Origin of the sequence: Candidatus Erwinia dacicola (assembly GCF_001756855.1) — a bacterium.
Lineage (GTDB): Bacteria > Pseudomonadota > Gammaproteobacteria > Enterobacterales > Enterobacteriaceae > Erwinia > Erwinia dacicola.
This window is the reverse complement of record NZ_MAYS01000132.1, coordinates 1-1,735: the sequence shown is the minus strand read 5'-3', so window position 1 is coordinate 1,735 and position 1,735 is coordinate 1. Positions and strand designations below refer to the sequence as shown.

The following is a 1,735-nucleotide window of genomic DNA, read 5'->3' as shown; positions in this document are numbered from 1 at the left end:
ACGATGTAATCGAGGCGCTGCCACTCAGCGCTTAACAGATATATTACCGGACCGGAAGGCCGGATCTGAATTTACACCACCTTGACGGACTCGACCTAAAAATCCATTCGACGAACACGCTGGAGTGCCTGAACAAAGAGGTGAAGCGGTGACGAATGCCGAATTGCCCGGCGATCAGCCGCTGCCAGCTGCCGATCGTGCTGTTGCCCAATGAGTCAATCAGACCCATACTGGTAATAACTACTCTTCTGCCAGTATTATTCAACATGATGACCCGTAGGTTAGGGAAACTCATTTCAGTAAGCACGTGTAAGCTGAAAGATCCACACCCAATCGCAGCAGGGGTAAGCGCGGTGAGATTAGAAAAAGGTCAAAATGAAGGGGGGGAAGGGAGTGTATGGGATGGGCGTGCCCATCCCGCTAAATAACGAGGGAAATCAGTAGAACGAGTGTTCGCCGCGCTGGTGCCCGGTGAGATCACGCACGCCCTTCAGCTCAGGGAAGGCGGCCAGCATCTCTTTTTCGATGCCTTCTTTCAGAGTGACGTCAACCATGGAACAGCCGTTACAACCGCCGCCAAACTGCAGGATGGCGAAGCTTTCATCGGTGATTTCCATCAGCGAGACTTTACCGCCGTGGTTGGCGAGCTGCGGGTTAATCTGAGTCTGCAGCAGGTACTCAACGCGCTCAACTAACGGCGCGTCGTCGTTCACTTTACGCATTTTGGCATTCGGCGCTTTCAGCGTCAGCTGTGAACCTAGGTTATCGGTGACGAAGTCGATTTCTGCGTCTTCTAAGTAAGGGGCGCTAAGCGCGTCAACGAAGACGGACAGCTTCTCAAACTTCAGTTCGATATCCGTCGCTTCTACTGCATCGGGCGGGCAGTAGGAGACGCCGCACTCGGCGGTCAGCATAGCAGGATTAATCACGAATACGCGGATTTGGGTGCCATCTTCCTGCCTTGACAGCAATTTTGCGAAGTGCTCTTGTGCAGAGTCGGTAATCAGGATCATGGCGATTGCTCAATAGTTGACTAATTTCATTTATTATAATACACCCATCACCGACGCTCTACAAGGTTCGGCACAGGCACCATATCTGTACGCTGGCCGCGCCCTAGGCCAGTAAAATGCAGCTGATTTCAGCCACAGTACTGCCGGTGGTGACCACATCGTCCAGTAAGGCGATATGGAGACCGCGCACCTCCGTTGCAAGCAAAATGCGCCGCGCAGATTTTTTCGCCGGCGATGCTGTAATTTTCCAGCCTTCACCCTCGTTAGCGCATGCGGCAGATATTGGCACGGTGTTCAACGGGCCAGCGTGCGGGCGATATCCTCTAACTGATTATAACCACGCCGCCATGCCCGGTGATAATGCAGCGGAACGCTCAGCAGCAGGGCGGGGCGCATCAGCCCGTTCTCCCGCCGCCGCAGTAAACAGCATAGCAGTATTAAACGCGCCAGCATTACCGCCTGTGCGGTGCCGTGATAAAACTTCCGGCGATTCACCCGCTGGCTGAGTGGGGGTTGCCAAGGCGTTACCGCAACCAGCGTGGCGGGCGACGCAGGTAGCGACCACAGCGAGTGGCATCTGGCATAGCCAACAGGGAGGAAAGGAATTCTGGCGCGTTCTGGGCTGCATAGATTTTCGTGGGTAATGCCTCCTAGGTCTCACGGTCAAGTCCGTCAAGGTTGTGTAAATTCACTTACAGTCTTCCGGTCCGGTAATGGGCCTG

1 protein-coding gene is annotated in these 1,735 nt (G+C 54.4%); it reads right to left on the bottom strand.

The window, feature by feature from the left end; translation table 11 throughout:
- Positions 1-437: 437 nt before the first annotated feature.
- A complete protein-coding gene (gene nfuA, locus BBW68_RS04050; RefSeq protein ID WP_070134108.1) occupies positions 438-1,013 on the bottom strand; it encodes a Fe-S biogenesis protein NfuA in 576 nt (191 codons plus the stop codon).
- Positions 1,014-1,735 lie beyond the last annotated feature (722 nt).

Excerpts from the sequence above, each read along its gene's own strand:
- nfuA (WP_070134108.1), bottom strand. The coding sequence starts at position 1,013 with ATGATCCTGATTACCGACTCTGCACAAGAGCACTTCGCAAAATTGCTG.